This is a genomic window from Pseudomonas chlororaphis (assembly GCA_001023535.1).
In the GTDB taxonomy this organism is placed as follows: Bacteria; Pseudomonadota; Gammaproteobacteria; order Pseudomonadales; family Pseudomonadaceae; genus Aquipseudomonas; species Aquipseudomonas chlororaphis_E.
In genome coordinates this window covers 5,281,958-5,298,367 of record CP011020.1, presented here as the reverse complement: position 1 = coordinate 5,298,367, position 16,410 = coordinate 5,281,958, and the positions used below count along the sequence as shown (strand labels likewise).

9 protein-coding genes and 1 pseudogene are annotated in these 16,410 nt (G+C 63.3%); 1 reads left to right on the top strand and 9 read right to left on the bottom strand.

Features of this window, described 5'->3' with window-relative positions:
- Position 1 precedes the first annotated feature (1 nt).
- From VM99_23070 to VM99_23050, 5 genes and pseudogenes are all read right to left on the bottom strand, one after another.
- Positions 2-1,987, bottom strand: a pseudogene (locus VM99_23070) (toxin).
- Positions 1,987-6,318: a toxin gene (locus tag VM99_23065; protein AKK00811.1), complete on the bottom strand. Its 4,332-nt coding sequence runs from the start codon at positions 6,316-6,318 to the stop codon at positions 1,987-1,989. The pseudogene VM99_23070 and the gene VM99_23065 overlap by 1 nt, the downstream one beginning before the upstream one ends.
- Positions 6,319-6,485: 167 nt before the next feature.
- The gene (locus VM99_23060) at positions 6,486-7,601 is read right to left on the bottom strand and encodes a 1-carboxy-3-chloro-3,4-dihydroxycyclo hexa-1,5-diene dehydrogenase (protein ID AKK00810.1); all 1,116 of its coding nucleotides are present in this window, start codon (positions 7,599-7,601) and stop codon (positions 6,486-6,488) included.
- A 349-nt stretch (positions 7,602-7,950) separates the two neighbouring features.
- A complete protein-coding gene (locus tag VM99_23055) occupies positions 7,951-8,718 on the bottom strand; it encodes a short-chain dehydrogenase (GenBank protein ID AKK00809.1) in 768 nt (255 codons plus the stop codon).
- A gap of 25 nt (positions 8,719-8,743) precedes the next feature.
- Positions 8,744-9,811 carry an aminoglycoside phosphotransferase gene (locus tag VM99_23050; GenBank protein ID AKK00808.1) on the bottom strand — a complete coding sequence of 356 codons (1,068 nt, stop codon included), beginning with the start codon at positions 9,809-9,811 and terminating at the stop codon, positions 8,744-8,746.
- A 173-nt stretch (positions 9,812-9,984) separates the two neighbouring features.
- Here VM99_23050 and VM99_23045 point away from each other — a divergent pair, with 173 nt between their 5' ends.
- Entirely contained in the window at positions 9,985-10,380 is a 396-nt protein-coding gene (locus VM99_23045; GenBank protein ID AKK00807.1) for a hypothetical protein, read from the top strand.
- A 213-nt stretch (positions 10,381-10,593) separates the two neighbouring features.
- On the opposite strand, the gene VM99_23040 is transcribed toward VM99_23045, so the two are convergent.
- The 4 genes from VM99_23040 to VM99_23025 are packed head-to-tail and all read right to left on the bottom strand — an operon-like array spanning position 10,594 to position 16,410.
- Positions 10,594-11,136: a hypothetical protein gene (locus VM99_23040; protein AKK00806.1), complete on the bottom strand. Its 543-nt coding sequence runs from the start codon at positions 11,134-11,136 to the stop codon at positions 10,594-10,596.
- 13 nt (positions 11,137-11,149) lie between these two features.
- Positions 11,150-13,159: a type IV secretion protein Rhs gene (locus VM99_23035; GenBank protein AKK00805.1), complete on the bottom strand. Its 2,010-nt coding sequence runs from the start codon at positions 13,157-13,159 to the stop codon at positions 11,150-11,152.
- A gap of 4 nt (positions 13,160-13,163) precedes the next feature.
- Positions 13,164-13,832, bottom strand: a complete 669-nt coding sequence (locus VM99_23030; GenBank protein AKK00804.1) for a hypothetical protein — start codon at positions 13,830-13,832, stop codon at positions 13,164-13,166.
- Positions 13,833-13,866: 34 nt separating this feature from the next.
- The gene (locus VM99_23025) at positions 13,867-16,410 is read right to left on the bottom strand and encodes an ATPase (GenBank protein ID AKK00803.1); all 2,544 of its coding nucleotides are present in this window, start codon (positions 16,408-16,410) and stop codon (positions 13,867-13,869) included.

Below are 16,410 nucleotides of genomic sequence, written 5' to 3'. Positions count from 1 at the left end.
GATCAATAAAGTTCACGGGTGAATTCGAGACAAAACAAAATAAATTCAAACCGTCCACGTTCCCCAGTGGATCTGGACTGATCCAACATTGCAACCAGGGTGCGTAATACCTGAGCCCATAATAATAAAGTCCCGTTGCATCCCGCTCTTTCCCCGAATAACGCACCGTCTTGTAGCTGGCCTCCACCTCACTGCGCCCGGCAAACCAGGCCGTACCGCCGAAGGGATGGTAGGTTTCCTGGCTGATCACTCCGGCCTCGCCATCCAGCTCCAGGCTGCTGGAACCCAGATGGTCGGTCAGGTTGTAGCGATATTGGTCGTTGCTTATGCCGGCGGGTGGTGAGGTTTCCCAGTGCAGTACCTGCATGGCGCTGCGTCCGGCTTGCACGCAGATCACTTGCAACACTTCGCCCGTACCCGTGTGAGTGCGAATTTCCAGGCCTGGCAAATAGCGAACTTCCGAAATCAGCGAACGGGCATTGGTTTGGCTGGAGCGGACCTTGCGTCGCCGCATGCCATCGCCACCGTAGCAGTACAGTTCGCGGTCATCGTCAGCGCTTTCCCGTTCGACGGGGCGCACCTCGTGCAGTTGATTGCGCAGATCCCAACTCATCGCTTGCCCCGGTTGCAGTGCCAGCAAGTTGCCGTTGCCATCGAACGCGGCGGCAATGTCTTCTTCGGTCGGCGGCCGGTCATCCAGGTCAGGCAGGCAACGGTTGCTGTAGCGAGCGGCCGTCAGTGTGCGGCTGTGGTGTTGCGGGCCGGTGTGGACCAGTTCCAGCAGGTTGCCACCTGCGTCGTAGCGGTAAGTTTGCTGGTAGTTGGCGACTGCGCGTGGATCCGCGAAGCGGTCGAATTGCGGTCCTCGGCTGACGCTCCCGGCTTCCCAGCCGGTTGCCCGGATCAACTGATAGAGGCTGTCGTGCTCATAACGGTTGGCCGGTTCCACCCGCTGGTTGGCGAAGTAGCGAATGGGCAAGGCAGCGTCTTCGATGCTCAGCACATTGCCCACCGGATCGTAGGCGTAGCGAAGATCCTGCAGCGGACCCTCGGCATTGCGCTCGGCGTGCAACCGCAGAAGGCGTCCGTCCTCGGCACGGTAACCGAGGGTGCTGACAACGCCGTTACCGGCCGTTTCCTGTTCGACCTGGCCATAGGCGTTGTAGGCGATATCACTGACCAGCGTCTGAAGCGATGCCTGGCCGCTCAGTTGCAGATGGCTCGCGAACAACAGGCCATCGACGGTGTAATCGAACAGTTGCCGATTGCCTTTGGCGTCCATCCGTTCCAGCACATCGCCCAGCGGACTGAACCGCGTCGCGCTGGTTGCCGCCTGCGCCGTCGGCTCCAGTAGCGTATCGCGCTCAGGCAGTGTGGGCGGCCAATCCGGCGTTTGCAGCGAGTGTAAAAACCGCTGGGTCTGTTCGAGCACGCCACCGGTCAGCGCGTACTCGTCCAATGTTTGGGTGCCCGCCGGATCATCATGCCGGATCATTTGCCCGCATTGATTGCGAGCAGCGAAATCGGCACTGGCATCAGCGTATTCATAACGCTCGGTGCAACGCGAGGCTTCGTCCTTGCCCTGTTCGTAAATGGCCAATGGCCGCAGCAGATCGTCGTATTCGATCCATTGCTCAGTCTCTCGGCTGTCCCAGGTTTGGACCCGTTGGTCGCCATCGCCGAACAGGCTGATCCGTTCACCGGCATCGACACTGATCGAGCCCAGCACCTTGGCGGACAGCGAGTGACGGTTGATCAGGTTGGGCGGCGTGGAGGCGTCTTCCTCCGTGAGCTGCCACAACCTCGGATCCCATTGTCCGGCCAGGCGACCCATCGCGTCATAGGCACTGCGGTTGACCCGCTCTTGGGCCTGCACGCCTTCGACGGATCGATAGTAATCCACCGTCCGCACGACAAGCCCGCGTGGGTCGGTGACCGTCAGTGTCGGCGTATGGGCATGAACGCGCCCGGCTGCCTGGCTGTTCATCATGCCCCCCCCGACGCCTTGTTCAACCGGGATTCTTCCAACGTGTCATTCTCATCCTCGGCAATGCCGTACCACCCCAGGTAACGTTGACGCCGCCAATAACCCATGGCGGTGATCGTCAGGGTCGGGCGCCCGAGAGGGTCGTAGAACTGCTGGTCGCAATGGCCGAACCGACGAAACGATTCATCGTTGACGTAGCGATAGCCATCGGCGAAGTACGGCCGGTAGGCGCGCACCGCCAGCCCTTTGTTGTTGTATTCGACCCGTTCACTGACCCGCCAGCGCTCGGCGGCCGGCGCGCTCACCGGCTGGTCGTCGTCAAGCACCAGGCCACCGTCCTCGTCAATCTGATAGGCCATGCCTGGCTCGACCTTCTGCTTGCTCTGCAGGCGGCGGCCAAAGCCATCCCAGCACTGCACGGCGATACGGATTTTGCGTCCGGGATTGTCCGGTGGGTGCGGGTAGCGGTCGGCTTGCAGGATGGCCACGTGGACCGGTTCACGGCGCTGCATCCAACTGAAGGCATCGCGAAAACAGACGCTGGCCGCGCCTTGCAGGGCGGCGTCGGGGGCGGCGATGGCTTCGGCGGGCAAACGGATGACCGGCTGGTACTCGTCTATCGGGTCGAACCCGACCTCGATGCCACGCTCAGTGCCATGGAAACTGCTGGCCAACAGTTCACCGAAGCCGTCAAAGCAAGCTTCCTGGGTGTTCTGGTTCGGATCGACGATGCGCCGGGGCAACAGGAACCGATAGTCAGCTTCGGCCACGCGTGTGCTGCATCCGTCAGCGGTGGTGACGCTGAGCGGCAGGCAATGATAGGGATCGAACACAACGTCCGTCGGCCCCTGGCTTTCAGTGGGGCGGACGCTGATCAATCGGTAGAACCCCTCCAGTGCGGCGTAGGTCATGAAACCCTTGCGCGTCGACCACAACATCCGGTCCGGTTCCGGCGGCAGTGCGGCGACCATGGGGCGGTAGCCGAGCCTGGGTAGTTTTTCCGCCAACTCATCGGGGCTGAGCACCGCCGCATAGGCCTGGAGCGCCGTCTCATCCAATTCGGCGGTTTCAAGGTAGTCGGCCAGTGCCTCGAAACTGGCCTGGCCAGCCGGCAGTGTCTGGCCGGCGTGTTGATAGCGCTGTTCGGCCAGTGCGCTCAGGACTCGCGGCCAGTCGTCCGAGGCCGGTGCATCGAGGCGCTCGAGCAGGCCTTCGTAACGGATGTCTTGCGGTGGCAACGCGGTCTTTGGCAGAACCAGGACGTTGCCACGGGACAGGTAGGGCAAGCTCCGGCGAACGGCTTGTGGATCGTCCAGATGAATGAACCGGGCCCGGTTTTCCTCCAGGTAGTGAAAGCGCTGCGCGTCGTCGTGGGCGGCCCGCCACCAGGTTTGCTCATGGGCTTCGCTGAACGGCGGTTCGTCATTGATATCCTTGCGCCGGGCATAGTGGACGGTCACGTCATGGATCAATCCCCCGTAGGAATCCCAGGCCAGGTTGATGTGGTGCTGACAGCGCGGGTCGTCGGGTTGGCGTTCGTAGGTGTAGGCGATCGACTCCAACTCCAGCGGCTGCATCCTGCAATAGGGCTGGTGCTCGTCGCGCAGTTGCAACAGGCGCACGGCGTATCGGGATTGCTGCACCGAATAGGGCCGGGCTTGCAGCGGGTCATCGTCGGGGCCGAATACCTCCACCCGTAGCGGACTGCCTGCCAATGCGTAGGCCATGTCGTGCAAGGTCTCGTCATTGGCGTCGCTGATGATTTCGTCCTTTGCGTCACTTTTGGCAGCCAGCAGCAGGGCGCTGCCCAAGGGCACCGCCGCGTTGTCCGAAGGGTCGTAATCGAGCCCCGGCAGGTCGGGCATGCGCCCGGTGTGAAACCAGCTCTTGCGCAGCACCGGCGCGGTAAAGCCGGCCTGGTGTTGTTCGTCACCGGTGGTTTCGCTGTCGGTTTGCATGACCAGGCCAAAGCCGCGGAACTCGCGTTCCTGGCCGTCGTAAAAGCCCTGTCGGTATTCAAAGCATTGGGTCAGTTGATTGCCGGTGATTTCATCCAACTGGATCTGCCGGACGGACACGGGCATCGGAAACGGCACATGGCTGGCGACCTCCAGGTTCGCGGCCAGCAAGGCCTTTTTCTCATCGAGCCATTCCTGGGCCGAGCTGCGGTAGATCACCTCGCCGGCCGCGCCCATATTGTTGTTCGTGCGGTGCAGCAGGTACGGCTTGGCCTGGACAAAATCGCATCGCCAATGTTGGGGCTTCATGTGCGGTACGGTCAGCACCAGGCTGGAACAGCCGAGGCCTTGCAAATCGGCGGCGCTGACTTGGCACAGTCGGTCATAACGCACGCCCGGTGGCCAGGGCAGGATCCGTGGGGTGGTCTCGAACCCCATGCCGGTGCGGTTCATGAAGATTTCAGCGTGTTCGTGGGTGAGATAGATCAGGTCGGCGGCGCCGGAACCGTCCAGATCGGCAAGCAGTACCCGCGAAGCGTCGAAAGATTTGTAGGCGTAGGGGAGGTTTGCGAGGTGAATGCCCGGGTCGAAGCGACCGTGGCCGCGATTGGGCCAGCAGACGATTTCGTTGTGGCGAATGCGCACCAGATGTTGCTGGCCTGTGCCCAGCACATCACTGAAGGCCACCAATTCGGTCTGCGTCTGGCTCAACAGGGGCAAGCGATCGTCGGGGGCCGTTTCGACGAAGTGCGTGACATCCTGGCCTGCTGCAAAGCCTTCCTCTCGACGGTTGGCATACAACCGCACGCTGCGTGGGCCGATCAAGGCCAGGTCGGACAAACCACCGCCCATCAGGTCGGCCAGTTGGCTTTGCGGATGGAAGAACTCCACGGGGAAGGCGCCGAAGGCGACGAACGTCGACCAGTGGCGATCCGGGGTGAGGGTGAAAAAGCCACTCACGCCGGGTTGTGCGATCACCCAATCCAGTCGGCCATCGCCGGTGAGGTCCATCAGTGACTGGCGCACCGGTTTGCGGGTGTCCATCACCGGTATGGCATCCAGGCGTTTCCAAGTGTCGTAGCTCACTTCATCAGCGGTGTGCGCCGTTTGCGCGCGCAGCGGCTCGCGATAGTACCAAGCCTTGTCGCTGCGATAGAGCACGCCGGGGATACCCTCGCCATACAGGTCAACCAACTGATATTGCTGGCCGTCGTTGAGGCCAGGCATGGCATCGAATGGCTGATACTCGGTGGCTTCGGTCGAAAATGCCGAATAGCTGAACGCCACCGGTGGGCGCGACTCGATTCGGCCCTGCTGGTCGTAGCCTTGCTGGTGCGCGGCGCACAGCAGGCTGTAGCCCAGGTCCGTGGTGTGGTACTCAAATAACAGCCGTTGCACCAGCAGCGGTGCGCTCCCCAGCTCGGCGAACTGGTGGAACATCAGCACTTGCCGGCACAGGCGCAGGTTGCCCAGCAGGAAGCCATAGCCGTAGGTGGCGAAAGGATCACTGCGCACGGGCCACTCGCCCGTCGGCTCGTACTCGGGAATGTCCGTCAGCCCGGTGTCGCGTTCGCCATAATCGAAGATCAGGTCGAAGTGCCAGCGAGCTTGCCGGAGTGCTGTCGGTGCCCAGTGATAAAGGTGAGCGTTCGCCTCGGCATTGCCATAGCGCACTCGGCTCAGGTAGCACTGCGCGCGAAAGTCGCGGGGCGTATCGGCGGGCATGCCAGCATGATCTTCGCCAGCGTATTCATAAAGGATATGTTCGCCATGGGCATTGAGGCTTTCCTCCAGCAGCCACTCGCCGACACGCAGCGCGTCTTCGAGGTCGGTGCTGCGTGAGGAGGCGTTGAAGCCGTACAAGTGCAGGCTGCCGTCGGCCCCGTGAATCAACCAGAATCCTGGGTGGTCTTCGGCTGAGCGCCAATGTTCAATCCGTTCGAAGGTGCCCTCGATGCGTGGGAAATAGCGCGCCACCTGATAGACCGTGCCCAGTTCCAGGCCTTGATAGGTGTCCACCGGTCGGCGGATGATCTGTGCGTCATCGTCGCGTTCCGGCATCCAGACGGTGCCGTCCGGGCCGAGCGTGACATCGTCATCGGTGTAGGCCGGGACCCCTTTGCTTGTGCGCCGTGCCACGCAGCCCAGCGACAGCACCCAGCCGATCCCGAACAAGCTGTTGCCCACGCTGCTGCCGTAACCGAGCTGCAGGGCCGGGGCGAAACCGCGCCCTGGAGAGATTGGCAGTGGCAAGTCGTAAAACGCCTTGCCGGTGGAGCCCACTTCGCCCCAGCCGCTGCCGATGCTCTGAATGGCACCGCCGCCCTTCGGCAGTGAAGGAGGGGTGATGCTCAAGCGGTCCGGTTGATCCATCGCCAGGCTCTGTGCGGGTGTGCAGAGCGCTAATGTTGCACGGATCAGGGGCTCTCCAGCCACTGTCAGAGTTGACAGTCTTCTAGCCATCAATGGAATAAGAAAATGGTGCGGGAGGTATATCCCCCCGCACGAGCGCCGTTTATCTACAGCCGGGGCTCAACCGCTCATTGTTCATCCACGTTGACCCAACGCTGCTCCCGCGCCGCGAGGCGAATCGCCGCGGCCAGGCGTTCCACCGCCCAGGCCTCTTCGAAGTCCGTGCCGTGGCCCGCTTCGCCGGCCAGGGCCATGAGCAGTTCCTGCACCTCCAGCGTTTTCAGTTCGTTGTAGCCCAACTGGTGCCCGGCGGCCGGGCTGAAGGCGGCGTAGCCGGGGAGGTCCGGGCCGGCCAGCAGGCGCTGGAACCCGGTTTCGCCGGCGCGGCACAGGCGCAGTTCATTGAGCCGTTCCTGATCGAACGCCAAGGTGCCGAGGGTGCCGCTGATCTCGAAGGCCAGGTGGTTCTTGTAGCCGTGCTTGAGCCAACTGCTGCTCACCGTGCCACAGGCGCCATTGGCGAAGCGCAGCAGCGCGTGCACATGGTCGTCCACCGCGATGGTGCGCTGTTCGCGATTGCCGGCGCTGGCGGGGCGCTGGGTGTGCACGGTCTGGCTGACGGCACACACCGCCTCGACATCGCCCAGCAGATGCCGGGCCATCGCCAGCAAATGGCTGCCCAGGTCCGCCAGGGCACCGCCGGCGTGGGCCGCTTCGCAGCGCCATGACCAGGGCGAGGCCGGGTTGGCCATGAAGTCTTCGCTGAACTCGCCCTGGAAACTGACGATCGAGCCCAGCTCTCCGCGCAGGATGATCTCCCGCGCCAACTGGATGATCGGGTTGTGCTGGTAGTTGTAGCCGACCCGGGTGACCACGCCCGCCGCCTTGGCCGCCTGGCGCATCTGGTCGGCCTGGTCGAGGGACACGGCCAGGGGCTTCTCGCAATACACGGGTTTGCCCACCGCCAGCGCCGCCATGGCCATGGGGAAGTGCAAATGGTTGGGGGTGGTGATAGCGACCAGATTGACCTTGGGGTCTGCGATCAACCGTTGCCAGTCACTGTGGGCCGTCTCGAAGCCCCAGCTCTGTGCGCATTGCCGGGCGCGCTGCGGGTCGGCGTCGGCCAGGGCCGCCAATGTCAGGGGGTGGGGAAGGTCAAAGACCGCCTTGGCCTGGTGGAACGCCAAGGCATGGGCACGGCCCATGAAGCCGGTGCCAATCAGACCGATGCCGATTTCGCGCATGAGAAGAGCCCTTTGAGTTGTTATTGTCAGAGGGCTCTTTATGGAATAAAAATTCCCTAATTGCAAATATTGGAATAAATATTCATTGATGCAATGGAAAATCTCTGTGGGAGCGGGCTTGCCCGCGAAGAGGCCCGGGCTATCCAGCATCTCCATCGACTGACACACCGCTTTCGCGGGCAAGCCCGCTCCCACAAGGGATGTACGGTGAACACACATCCTGTGCACGCCCAGGATCAACCTGTGGGAGCGGGCTTGCCCGCGAAGAGGCCCGTCTATCCAATATCTCCATCGACTGACACACCGCTTTCGCGGGCAAGCCCGTTCCCACATCTGGGATATGCGGGTATCAGGAAAGAAACCCGCCATCCACATTCAGCGCCACGCCCGTGGTGTAGCTCGACGCGTCGCTGGCCAGGTACAACACCGTGCCAGCCATTTCGCTCGGGTCGGCCACGCGCTTGAGCGGGATCTGGGCCAGGGCGGTCTTGAGGATGCTGTCGTTCTTGACCAGCGCCGAGGCGAACTTGGTGTCGGTCAGGCCCGGCAGCAGGGCGTTGCAGCGGATGCCGAACTGCGCGCATTCCTTGGCGAAGACCTTGGTCATGTTGATCACCGCCGCCTTGGTCACCGAATAGATGCCCTGGAAGATCCCCGGCGAGATGCCGTTGATCGACGCCACGTTGATGATGCTGCCGCCGCCGTTCTCGCGCATCAACTTGCCGGCTTCCACCGACATGAAGAAGTAGCCGCGGATGTTCACGTCCACGGTTTTCTGGAAGGCGCCCAGGTCCGTGTCCAGGACGTTGCAGAACTGCGGGTTGGTGGCGGCGTTGTTGACCAGGATGTCCAGGCGCCCGAACTGCTCGCGGATGCCCGCGAAGACCTGGCTGATCTGTTCCATTTCACCGATGTGGCAAGCGATGGCGGTGGCCTTGCCGCCCGCGGCGACGATGGCGTCGGCCACCTGCTGGCAGCCGTCGAGCTTGCGGCTGGACACGATCACGTGGGCGCCTTGCTGGGCCAGCAACTTGGCGATGGCCTCGCCGATGCCGCGACTGGCACCGGAAACGAAAGCGATTTTACCGTCGAGGTCGAACAACTGAGTCTTGGACATGCGGTTTCCCTTGTTATAGGTGCGCTCAGAGCGTGGATTTGCGGATGACCTGCAGGCTCATCTGCTCCAGCAGCTTGTTCATCTGAACGAACTGCGCGAAGCGTTTGTCCTGGGTCTGGCCGTGGTAGAAGCGGTAGTAGATCTGTTGGACGATACCGGCCAGGCGGAACAGGCCGTAGGTGTAGTAGAAATCGAAGTTGTCGATGCGAATGCCGGCGCGTTCGGCGTAGTAGTCGACGAACTCGCGGCGGGTCAGCATGCCGGGCGCGTGGCTGGGCTGGCGCCGCATCAGTTGCACCGGCGCCGGGTCGTCGGCCTCGATCCAGTAGGCGAGGCTGTTGCCCAGGTCCATCAGCGGATCACCCAGAGTGGTCAGTTCCCAGTCGAGCACGCCGATGATCTGCATCGGGTTCTCGGGGTCCAGGATGACGTTGTCGAAGCGGTAGTCGTTGTGCACGATGCTGGACGTCGGGTGGTCGGCGGGCATCTTGTCGTTGAGCCAGTCCTTGACGGCCTGCCATTGCGGCGCGTCGGGGGTCAGGGCTTTTTCGTAGCGCTCGCTCCAGCCACGGATCTGCCGGGCCACGTAGCCTTGGGGCTTGCCCAGGTCCGCCAGGCCGCAGGCGTTGTAGTCGACCCGGTGCAGTTCCACCAACCGGTCGATGAAACTCTTGCACAGCGCTTCGGTGCGGGCAGCGTCGAAACCCAGTTCCGGCGGCAGGTCGGAACGCAGGATGATGCCCTTGACCCGTTCCATCACATAGAACTCGGCACCGATCACCGACTCGTCGGTGCAGTGCACGTAGGCTTTCGGGCAGTACGGGAACCCCTCGCGCAACTGATTGAGGATGCGGAATTCACGGCCCATGTCGTGGGCGGACTTGGCCTTGTGGCCGAACGGCGGGCGCCGCAGGACGAACTCCTGTTCGGGGTACTCCAGCAGGTAGGTCAGGTTCGACGCGCCACCGGGGAACTGGCTGATCCGTGGCAAACCGGTGAGGCCCGGAATGTGGGCCTTGAGGTACGGGTCGATCAGACTGGCATCGAGTTCTTCACCGTCGCGCACGCGGGTGGACTGATCAGTAAACGCCATGCTTATCCCTTCTGCTTATTTTGGAGGCCATAGATCATTGGCTAATCTAATGGCGCGTGAGAGGCGTCACAAGCACGCCAGGGTCTTATAGGTTAGCGTGTTGCTGGATAATCAGCGGGCCTGATGCGTCCAGGTGAGCTATGGTTTCGGGGTCGCTTCAAGGAGTCGCCGCGATGGGATGCCCGCAGGTCTGCAGCACCGCCACCTTGCAATGCAGCTTCGGCGCCGCGCCAGCGGTGCTCAACGTATTGCCGATCAACCGAATGCTGACTGGCGGGATGCCGGCAGCGAACATCATGGATCACATTCCGTTGGTGAACGTCACCACGTTCGGCATGTGCATGAGCCTGGCCAACCCGACCGTCGCCGCCGCCACGGCCGCCGCCCTGGGCGTGCTCACCCCCATGCCCTGCATCCCCGCCACCGCCACCCCCTGGATCCCGGGCGGCCCACCGACCCTGTTGCTGGGCAACATGCCGGCCATCGATGCCAACAGCACCTTGATGTGCTCCTGGGCCGGGGTCATCAAGATTGTCGTGCCGGGGCAGGTGCAGATGTTGATTCCCTGACTGGCTGGGTGTGCAGCTATTGGTGGTCTCCTGCGCAGGTGCGAGCAAAAGCTGCGTACACCCCAAATCCCTTGTGGGAGCGGGCTTGCCCGCGAAAGCGGAGTGTCTGCCATGAATATGTTGAATGTACCGCCGTCTTCGCGGGCAAGCCCGCTCCCACAGGGGCAGTGGTGTCTGCAGAGGCGGTGTACACCCCCTGCAAAAGCAAGGAGTTCAAGCCTGCGCCGGGTCGTTCCAGCGCCGCAGCCACCAGCGCAGCCGGGAGATCGGTTTGCCTTCGGCGTCCAGCGGGCGGCCGTCTTCGGCGTAGGCGTGGGCCGGTTCCAGCAGTTGGCCATTGAGGTAACGGGCCTCGACCGCGGGGTTGCCGTTGGCGTGCAGGCGGCGGTAACGGCCGTCGCGTACGCCGTCGCGATAGAACTCGGCCTCGGCCAGTTGCCCGTCGGGGAAGTAGTTATTGGCTTCGCCGTGGAGCAAGCCGGCGCGGTAGGTGGCCTGGCGCTGCAAACCGCCTTCGGCCGCATAAAAACTCGCCACCCCCTGCAGCTTGCCGTTGACGAAGGGCAGCACCGCCGAAACCTTGCCGTTGGGGTGATACAACGTACTGGTGCCTTGTAGTTCACCGCGGTGGTAGTTGAGTTTCGCCTGGGGGCGGCGGGCTTCTTCGATGTGCAGTGGGCCGTCGAGCCGGCCCTCGATCAACTGGCCGTTCAGTTGACTGTCGCCACGTTCCACGTCGAGTGTTTTCGAGGCCATCGATGCGCTCCCCTCAGTTGACCTTCACCAGGCCGCCTTTGATGGTCAGCATGCCACCGCCGTCCACGGTCTGTTCGGCGGCGGCCTTGTTCACCAGGCTGATGCCGGCGTCGTTGGTCAGGGTGGTGCCGGCCTTGTTTTCCAGTGAAGTGCCGGCCTGGTTGCTCAGAGCCGTGCCGGCCTTCTGGCTGATGGACGTGCTGGCCTGGGCCGCCAGGTCGGCGCCGCTCTTGATCGCGAAGCTGCCGCCGCTTTGCAGGGTCAGGGTGCCGCTGACCTTGATCGTCAGGTTTCCGTCCACCGTGAGGTCGTAGTTGCCGGTGACCTTGTGCGCGTAGTTGCCGCCGGTGCTGTGGGTCTGGTCCGAACCCACGGTCACGCTGCGGGTGTCCTTGACGTCGAGGCTGTCGCTGCCGGTCTGGATCGTCACGCTGCGCTTGCCTTTCTCCAGGGTGACGGTCTCGTCGCCGTCCTTGACCGTGCGGGTGCGGGTGTTCTGCACCGTGAGGGTTTCATCGTGGCCGACGGTGGCGGTGGTGTCGTTGAGCACGTTGATGTTGAGGTCCTTCTGGGCCTGGAGGAACACTTCTTCGGCGTCTTTCTTGTCCTCGAAGCGCAACTCGTTGAAACCGCCGCCGCCCTTGGACGATTGGGTCTTGATCCCGGATTGGGTCTGGTTCGCCGGCAGCGCATAGGGCAAGGCGTTGTCGCCGTTATAGACGCAGCCGGTCACCAGCGGACGGTCCGGGTCGCCGTCGATGAACGTGACGATGACCTCCTGGCCGATCCGGGGTACGAACTGCATGCCGAACCCCTTGCCGCTCCAGGGCAGGACCACGCGTACCCAGCAGGAGGAGGTTTCATCGTTCTTGCCGGTGCGATCCCAGGGAAACTGCAACTTGATCCGCCCGTATTCATCGGTCCAGATTTCCTCGCCGGCCTTGCCCACCACCACCGCGGTCTGTGGGTGCATGCGCGGTTTTGGCGTCAGGCGGGCCGGTCGGTAGGCCGTGGCCTTGGGAATCGCCTCGAACCGATTGTGGTAGCTGTCGTGGCTGGCCTCGTGGCTGACCGAGGTCACCACCCAGTCGATGTTCAACGCCGGGTCTTCATGCCCGGCCAGGGTGAACCAGTACCCCGGCACCAGCCAGCGGCAGTCGCTTTCACCGACAAACCGCTGCGCCTGGCTGCGCAGGCCGTCGATTCGCTGCTTGGTCAGCGCATCGCCCTGGGCCTTGGCGGTGTAGCCGCCCGGATGCTCGTACATCGAACTCGGCCCGGCCACGGCTTCGGCCTGGCTGTAGAGCGATGTGGTGGGGGTGGTGAATTCGTAGTCGGTCGCCTGGTAGACCCCGGCCACCGCTTGCAGGGACACGTGCCCGGTCCGGACGCCATGCAGTTCGCGGTCGCCAATTTTCTGCCCGAGGTAGTTCACCGTCGGTCCGTTAGGGATCGGCGCGAAGGCGTCGTTGTTGTCGGCCAGTACCAGCGTGTGCGTGCCTTGCGCGTGGGTGAAAAACCAGAAGATCCCGTCCTCTTCCAGCAGGCGCGAGACAAAGGCCAGGTCGGTTTCGCCGTACTGCACGCAATACTCGCGGGGGCTGTAGCTGCCGGTGAGCTCGAGCTTGAAGTCGGTAAAGCCGTGGGCCTTGAAAATCGTCGTGACGATGTCCGATGTCGCGAGGTTCTGGAACACCCGATTGTTGCTGGCCAGCCCCAACCACCAGAGCCAGGGCCTGAGCAGCAGTTGATAGCGCTCGGCGGTGGCGTCGGCGGGCAACTGGCGGATTTCGGCCACCAGCAGGTCCAGCGGGCGCAGCAGCGCGTCCTTGTGCAGGGTCGTGGTGACGTGGCTACCGATGGCCGTGGTGAGGGTCAATGGGGCGCCGTCGTTGAGGCCGTTGAGGACGTGCGAACCCAGTGCGTTGAGACGCTCTTCGCCGGACAGCGAGTCCGGGTACAGCGCGGCCAGCGTCGCGGCAGTGAGGGAAAGGGTGGTGTTGCTGTCGGTGGAGCGGGGCATGCGCTCAGCCTCTGACATCGAACAGGATGGGGCGGTGATCGGGGCCGGACATATCGAACACGTGGGCGAGCCCCGTGATGTCGACCGGCGTGACAGCGACATCCACGGAGGCCAGCACCCAGTCGAGGATGCCGCCCTTGCTTTGGGTTTGTTGGCCGCCCCAGCACTCATAAGCCAGCCCGGCGGTGTCGAGTTCTCCCACCTTCTGGTAATCCAGGTTCAGATCGCCGGTCGCCACCCACTTGCCGCCCAAGGCCGTGCAGGACTTAAGCTGGCTTTTGGTCACACCGTTCTGTCCCGACTTGAAATGGGCAAGAAATACGTAGCCGGTGTAGCCCTTCACGCCGTGGGCTTCGACGGCAATCAGGTCCCTGTTCAAGGTGAAGAGGCTGCCCTGGCTGACCACCTGCAACCTCTCGAAGCTTTTGACCAGGACGATGTAGGCATTCGAATGACCGCCGGTGAAGGAATAGACGCTGTAGTTTTTGTAAATGGCAGCCAGGTTCGAACGGTAGTTATCGATCTGCGCCGAATGTATTTCACACAGGAAAACAATGTCCGCGTCCCAGTAATTGCTGGAGCAGCAGTTGTGGAGAAAGATATCCACCTGCGTCTGCTTTTCCAGCGTGGAGGACTTGCCGTTTTTTTCCACGTTGAAACTGCCAATTCTCATAAGGCCACCCCCCTGCGCTGCATCGGCGTTGCGTTTATTCCAGGGCCCACTGCGCCAACTTCCCCGTCACCTGCGTCATCAGCACATTCTCGATATCCCGCGCGCCGGCCGCGCTGCATTTGGCGAGCACGGCCTTGACGATCCCGGGGTCGAACTCGAACGGCTTGCCCGTCGCGGCCTTGTAGCGTGCACGCAGTTTTTCCAACTTCGCCAACACGATCCCCTCCAGCGTTGCCTCATCCAGCGGCCGGTACGCCACCACCGTCATGCGCGCCAGGAAGGCCGGACGAAACGCTTGCAACAACACCTTGCGCAAGGCTTCGTTGAAGGCATCGCTGCCCAGTTGCGCAGCCGGGGTGTCCAGCAGCAATTCGGCACCGACGTTGCTGGTGGCGAGCATCACGGTGTTCTTGAAGTCCACCACCAGGCCGGTGCCGTCCTCCATCAGCCCCTTGTCGAAGACGTTGTAGAACGCTTCGAGCACATCGGGGTGAGCCTTCTCGATTTCGTCCAGCAGCACCACCGAATAGGGTTTGCGCCGCACCGCTTCGGTGAGCACGCCACCGCTGCCGTAGCCGACGTAGCCGGGCGGGGCGCCTTTGAGCTGGCTGACGGTGTGGGCTTCCTGGTATTCCGAAAGGTTGATGCTGATCAGGTTGCGTTCGCCGCCGTACAAGGCATCGGCCAGGGCGTAGGCGGTTTCGGTCTTGCCCACGCCGGTGGGGCCCACCAGCAGGAACACCCCGACCGGTTTCTGCGGGTCGGTGAGGCCGGCGCGGTAGGCTTGCAGGCGTTGGGCGATGGTGTCGAGCGCCGGGCCCTGGCCCATCACCCGTTGCCCCATGCGCTGGCCCAGGGTGCGCACGGCGTGGGCCTCGTCGGCGAGCATCTTGCCCACCGGGATGCCGGTCCAGCCGGCGATCACGGCGGCGACGGTCTTGCTGTCCACCTGTTCGGGCACCAGGGGATCGTCCTGGCGAATGGCATCGAGGCCGGCTTCCAGGCGCAGCAGTTCGGCGGCCAGGTGATCGATGCGGTTATCGACTTCGGTGTCGGGTTTTTCAGCATCGGCCCGTTCGCTCAGGGCCAGCAGTTCGCGCCGGGTGTCGAGCAGCTCGCGCACTGCTTCGCGTTCTTCGCCCCAGCGGGTTTCCAGCTCGCGGATGGCCTGCACGTTGCTGGCCGATTCGCTTTCCAGCAGGGTGATGCGTTCGCGGTGATCCAGGCCGGTGGCTTGCTCGCGTCGCAGGCGCTCGACTTCATCCTTGAGGCTGTTCTGGCGGTGCCGCAGGCTTTCCAGCGGCGGCGGTACGTCGTGCTGGCCGAGGGCGACCCGGGCGCAGGCGGTGTCGAGCACGCTGATGGCCTTGTCCGGCAACTGGCGTCCTGAAATGTAGCGATGGGACAGCTTCACCGCTTCGTGGATGGCCGCGTCCAACACCTGCACGCCGTGGTGCTGCTCCAATTTAGTGGCGACGCCACGGAGCATTTCCACGGCGGTGAGTTCGTCTGGTTCTTCGACCTGCACCAGTTGGAAGCGGCGGGTCAGGGCCGGGTCTTTCTCGAAGTATTTCTTGTACTCCAGCCAGGTGGTGGCGGCCAGGGTGCGCAGTTCGCCCCGGGCCAGGGCCGGCTTGAGTAGGTTGGCGGCATCGCTGCCACCTTCGGCACCGCCGGCACCGATCAACGTGTGGGCTTCGTCGATGAACAGGATGATGGGTTTTTCGGCGCTGCGTACCGCGTCGATCACACCCTTGAGGCGTTGCTCGAATTCACCCTTGACGCCCGCGCCGGCCTGCAACAGGCCCAGGTCGAGCACCCGCAGCGTCACCTCTTGCAATGACGGCGGCACATCTGCGGCGGCGATGCGCAGGGCCAGGCCTTCCACCACGGCGGTCTTGCCGACGCCCGGGGCGCCCACCAGGATCGGGTTGTTCTGCCGACGCCTGAGCAGAATGTCGATGCATTGGCGGATCTCGCCGTCGCGTCCGACGATCGGGTCGATGCGACCTTCCCGGGCGTCGGCGGTCAGGTCCTGGGTGTACTGGTCGAGTACCGGGTCCTGCTTTTGCGGCGCCTCGCCAGGCTTGGCAGTGCGTACGCCGCCGGTATGTTCGCGGGAGCTTTCGGTCCACTCCAGCAGGTGGGTGCGCAGGGCGTCCCGGGGGATGCGCAGCAGCGATGAAGCACTGTTGAGCAGCAAGCCGCGGCGCTCGTCGCGATCGAGCAGGGCCAGCAACAACAGCCCGGAACGGATGCTGTCCAGGCCTAGCACGCTGGCCTGCACCACGGCATCCTCCAGCAGGCCGATGGTCTGCGCCGACAGGGCGGGGGTGCGAGTGCTGCCGGACTTGAACAGCTCCAGGGCCCGATTGGTTTCAGTCGCCACGGCGTCGCGTTCCAGGCCGAAGCGCGGCAGCAGGCAGGCGAAGTCACCCCCTTCGATGTCCAGCAGTTCCAGCAACAGGTGTTCGATCTCGACGTAATGATGGCCGCGTTGCAGGCAGCGTTGCGCGGCCCGTTCCAAGGCGCGGCGGTTGTCCGGGTTGAGGCGTCCGATCAGGCTGGCCAGTTCCAT